Raw genomic sequence first — 4,865 nt, forward strand, 5'->3', positions numbered from 1 at the left:
CGGCCCGGCCGCTCCGGGAGGTCTCGCTCCGGGGCAGGCCGGTGCCGGGCGGACCGGCGCGCGGCCGGCCACCGCGCCGTCGCCCGGTGCGGGACCCAAGGGCCCGGCGCGAGTGGGCAAGTCCCACGAGCACACCGAGCAGGGTCGCCAGCGACGCGCCGGCCGGCCCGAGGCCGGCGAGCACCAGCACGACCGCCAGCACGCCGCGGGTCAGCCCCTCGAGCGCGAGGTTGACCGCCAGCGTCCGATGCCTCAGGGCGGACTGGAGCAGCCCACGGTCGACGCAGAGCAGGCACCACGCCGCGCCCGCGGTGAGCATCTCCGCCACGCCGCCGGGGCCCGGCAGGGACAGCGCGGCGGCGATCGCGCCGCGCAGGGCGAGGCCCCCGGCAGCCGTGGACAGCGTCAGCACGACCCCGGCGCGACGCACCCGGGCGACCCAGCCGTCGACCAGGGCGCCGCGGCCGTCCTGCCGCCAGCTCGTGATCGTGCGGACGACCCCGACGAGCAGCGCGCTGCCCGGCATGGACACCACGAAGAACAACGCCAGGAGCTGGGCCAGCGCCCCGTAGGCCACCGGTGGGAGCGCACGCGCGAGGACGAGCGTGACGAGCAGGTTCGCGGTGTTGACGATGATGCCGGCCGCGGCGATCGGGGAGGCCGCCCGCACCGCGGTGGCGGTCGCCCGGCGTGTCGGCGCCCACCGCGCGGCCGCGCCGCGCGGGCGTCCGGCCCGGCCCGCCGTGCCCCCGCGTGCGGTGCCTGTGGTGCCCCCGTCCATCGCGGCACGACCCGTCGCGGCGCTGTCGGCCCGGGGGCGACCTGCCGCGACGGTGCTGGCCGTGCCGCGACCCGTCGCGACACCGCTGGCCGAGAGGACGCCATGGGCCGCGAGGATGTCCGTCACAACCGGGAGGGTGTTCGTCGCGCTCGGACGAACTGCTGGCCCATCACCACCCCCCGGCGTCACGACAGTGATTTTCCCATTGCCCGATGTGACATTCCCGCGTCGGGAAATCAGTGGCCGGTCCCGCCGGACTCCGGATATCACCCCCGTGGCCGCTTCTGTCGGTGCCTGTCGGCACCTGCCGGCGCCGGCCCGGCATGTACCGGTATGTATTTGTACATGCCGGTACATGCCGGTACATGCCGGTACGTGCTGATGCGTGCCGGAGTGCCGGTACGTGTCAGGTGGGTCGGGCGGGCCTGTCGGTCACGAAGATCGCGGTGGATGGGAAGAAACGGCCCCGCACCGGCCCCCACTGGCCCCAGATCCGGTCGTGACCGGCCGGCCATTCCGGCTCGATCACGTCCAGCAGGCGCAGCCCGGCTGCCACCAGCTCCCGGACCCGGTCACCGACGGTCCGGTGCGTCTCGGCGTAGGTCGTCCGGCCGGCCCAGTCCCGTTCCACATAGGCCCGCCGGTCGAAGTAGCTGCGCACGACCGTCAGCCCCTCCTTGCCCGGATGGTCGGGAAACGACCAGATCATCGGGTGTGTCGTGGAGAAGACCCAGCGGCCGCCGGGCCGCAGCACCCGGGCGACCTCGCGCATGACCGCGGCGCTGTCCGCGACGAACGGGATCGCGCCAAAGGCGGAGCAGGCCGTGTCCACGCTCGCGTCGGCCAGCGGCAGCCGGGTCGCGTCGGCCTGCACCAGGGGGACCGTGATACCGGTGGCGGCCGACAGCGCGCGGGCGTGCCGCAGCTGCCCGGCGGAGAGGTCCAGCGCCACCACCTCGGCGCCGCGGGCGACCAGCCAGCGGGCGCACTGCGCGCCACCGCAGCCGATCTCCAGGATGGTGCGGCCGCGGACCTCGCCGAGCAGCCCGGCGTCGGCCTCCCGCAGCCCCTCCGGGCACCACAGGAAGTCGGTGTCGCCGAGGAAGGCGCCGTGTTCGGCCTGGTAGTCGTCGGCGGTGGCGTCCCAGTAGCCGCGGCTGGCCCACCGGGCGCTGTCGTCGTCGATGTCGCTGTAGCCGAACTCCGCCGGGTGGTAGCGGCCCGGAGGGCACTGCGGCGCGACCCGGCGGGCGGGTGCCGGCTCGCCGCCGGCCGGGCCGGGGTGTTCTGTTCCGTTCACGGCATCGATCCTCGCAGTGTCCGGCGGGCCCCTGGACGCCGGCGGTGCGCGCCCGGGCGGGCGGTGCCCCGCCGGCCGCGGAACGAGGCCATGCCAGCCGTGCCGTCAGTCGTGCCAGTTCAGTCGTTTGAGTTCAGCCGTTTGAGTTCGGTCGTGCCAGCCGCTTCGGGGTGGCGGCGCCGGACTGCCGGCGCGGCCCCGCGGTGGGGTCGCGCGTCCGGTGGTCCCGTCGATCCTGTGATCCTGTGATCCTGGACGAGGTTGCGGGCCCCTGGCGTTGACCACCTTGGACACCGGTCCCTAGACTTGGGACTGGCACGAGAGTCCGTGGGTCTCAGACCTAGTAGATCCGCTCGAGCGTCGCTTTCGGTATCGACAGTGTTCGTTTAGCACGGTCCCTGTCCCTCCGTCCCGGCGGTTCGACCCGGCCCTCGTGCATACGACGAACCCCGTAGTCGGAGCCGACCCCTTGACGAGCACCACCGACGTACGACCCGTGGAGACCGTGACCACACCGCCTACCCCGACCACCCCGCAGGTCGCGGTCAACGACATCGGCTCGGCCGAGGACTTCCTCGCCGCCGTCGACAAGACGATCAAATTTTTCAACGACGGCGACATCGTCGACGGCACCATCGTGAAGGTGGACCGCGACGAGGTGCTCCTCGACATCGGCTACAAGACCGAAGGCGTCATCCCGTCCCGGGAGCTTTCGATCAAGCACGATGTCGACCCGCACGAGGTCGTAACCGTCGGCGATCATGTCGAGGCTCTTGTTCTCCAGAAGGAGGACAAGGAAGGCCGGCTCATCCTGTCGAAGAAGCGCGCCCAGTACGAGCGCGCCTGGGGCACGATCGAGAAGCTCAAGGAGGAGGACGGCGTCGTCAACGGCACCGTCATCGAGGTCGTCAAGGGTGGCCTCATCCTCGACATCGGGCTGCGTGGCTTCCTGCCGGCATCCCTGGTGGAGATGCGCCGCGTCCGGGACCTGCAGCCCTACGTCGGCCGTGAGCTCGAAGCCAAGATCATAGAGCTGGACAAGAACCGGAACAACGTGGTTCTCTCCCGGCGGGCATGGCTGGAGCAGACCCAGAGCGAGGTCCGCTCGGAGTTCCTCGCCCAGCTCGCCAAGGGTCAGATCCGCAAGGGCGTCGTCAGCTCCATCGTCAACTTCGGCGCGTTCGTCGACCTCGGTGGCGTCGATGGTCTGGTGCACGTCTCCGAGCTGTCCTGGAAGCACATCGACCACCCGTCCGAGGTCGTCGAGGTCGGCCAGGAGGTCACGGTCGAGGTGCTCGACGTCGACCTGGAGCGGGAGCGGGTGTCGCTGTCGCTGAAGGCCACCCAGGAAGACCCGTGGCGCCAGTTCGCCCGCACCCACGCCATCGGCCAGGTCGTGCCGGGCCGGGTCACCAAGCTCGTGCCGTTCGGCGCGTTCGTCCGGGTGGACGAGGGCATCGAGGGCCTGGTGCACATCTCCGAACTGGCCGAGCGCCACGTGGAGATCCCCGAGCAGGTCGTCAACGTCGGGGACGAGATCCTCGTCAAGGTCATCGACATCGACCTGGACCGCCGTCGGATCAGCCTGTCCCTCAAGCAGGCCAACGACAGCAGCGCGCTGGTGCCCGACGGCGAGGCGTTCGACCCGTCCCAGTACGGGATGGAGGCCAAGTACGACGAGCAGGGCAACTACGTCTACCCCGAGGGTTTCGACCCGGAGACAGGGGAGTGGCTGCCCGGCTTCGAGGAGCAGCAGGCCGAGTGGGAGCGGCAGTACGCCGAGGCCCAGCAGCGGTACGAGGCGCACCAGGCGCAGATTCGCGCAGCTCAGGAGGCCGAGGCCGCCGCGGCCGCGCCGTCGTCCTACACCTCCGCCGAGTCGGAGCAGCCCGCTTCCGCGATCGACGAGGAAGCGTTGCGCCGGCTCCGCGAGCAGTTCGGCCGGGAGTAGCCCCGTCATCTGGTCGGCTCCGCCAGCCGGGTGCTACCGCTGATCGTTCAGTGACATGAGTGTGGGCCTGTAGGAGAATCTCCTACAGGCCCACACTCATGTGTCCGTATGTTCCTGATGACTGCCTTCTGACGGCTCCGCGTGCGCGCGGCTGGCCGCGTCCTACCGTGGTTCCAGCCGGATGATCAGGGATTTCGACGTGGGAGTGTTGCTGCGCCGGGCGGTGCTGTCCAGCGGGACAAGGACGTTCGTCTCCGGGAAGTAGGCCGCGGCGCAGCCACGGGCGGTCGGGTAGGCGACAGCCCGGAAGTTCTCGGCCCGACGTTCCTTGCCCTTCCCCTTCCCGGCGGCGGCATCGTGGACGCTGACAATGTCCACCTGGCCCCCGTCGGGGATGCCGAGCGCGGCGAGGTCGTCAGGGTGGACGAGGACGACGCGCCGGCCGTGGCGGATGCCGCGGTAACGGTCGTCAGGGCCGTAGATGGTGGTGTTGTACTGGTCGTGGGAGCGGATCGTCTGGAGCAGCAGGTGCCCGGGCGGTGTGCGCAGCACCTCCAGCGTGTTGACGGTGATGGCGGCGCGGCCGGACGGGGTCGGGAAGCTGCGGCTGTCCCGGGGCGGGTGCGGCAGCAGGAACCCGCCGGGCCGGCTGGCCCGGGTGTCGTAGTCGGCGAAGCCGGGGATGACGGCGGCGATGTGGCCGCGGATGCGCCGGTAGTCGCCGGCCAGGGCCGCCCAGTCCACCGTGGTTCTCCCGCCGAGGGTGGCCCGGGCGAGCCCGCAGACGATGGCGACCTCCGAGCGCAGCGACGGCGCGGCCGGTGGCAGGCCGC

Annotated in this window: 4 protein-coding genes; 1 reads left to right on the plus strand and 3 read right to left on the minus strand. The window is 71.5% G+C overall.

Annotated elements, in window-relative coordinates; genetic code table 11:
• Positions 1-970, minus strand: a 970-nt coding sequence (locus FrCorBMG51_RS25265; protein WP_476742161.1) for a polysaccharide biosynthesis protein, incomplete at its 3' end; no start/stop codon positions are given.
• Positions 971-1,187: 217 nt separating this feature from the next.
• Positions 1,188-2,081, minus strand: coding sequence for a class I SAM-dependent methyltransferase (locus FrCorBMG51_RS13595; RefSeq protein ID WP_047223453.1), 894 nt, complete (start codon positions 2,079-2,081; stop codon positions 1,188-1,190).
• Positions 2,082-2,550: 469 nt separating this feature from the next.
• Between FrCorBMG51_RS13595 and rpsA the strand changes: the two genes are divergently transcribed.
• Complete coding sequence (gene rpsA, locus FrCorBMG51_RS13600) at positions 2,551-4,032, plus strand: 30S ribosomal protein S1 (protein WP_047223454.1); 1,482 nt, start codon at positions 2,551-2,553, stop codon at positions 4,030-4,032.
• Between the two features lie 162 nt (positions 4,033-4,194).
• On the opposite strand, the gene FrCorBMG51_RS34770 is transcribed toward rpsA, so the two are convergent.
• The gene (locus tag FrCorBMG51_RS34770; RefSeq protein ID WP_476742163.1) at positions 4,195-4,776 is read right to left on the minus strand and encodes a molybdopterin dinucleotide binding domain-containing protein; all 582 of its coding nucleotides are present in this window, start codon (positions 4,774-4,776) and stop codon (positions 4,195-4,197) included.
• Positions 4,777-4,865 lie beyond the last annotated feature (89 nt).

Source organism: Protofrankia coriariae (genome assembly GCF_001017755.1).
In the GTDB taxonomy this organism is placed as follows: Bacteria; Actinomycetota; Actinomycetes; order Frankiales; family Frankiaceae; genus Protofrankia; species Protofrankia coriariae.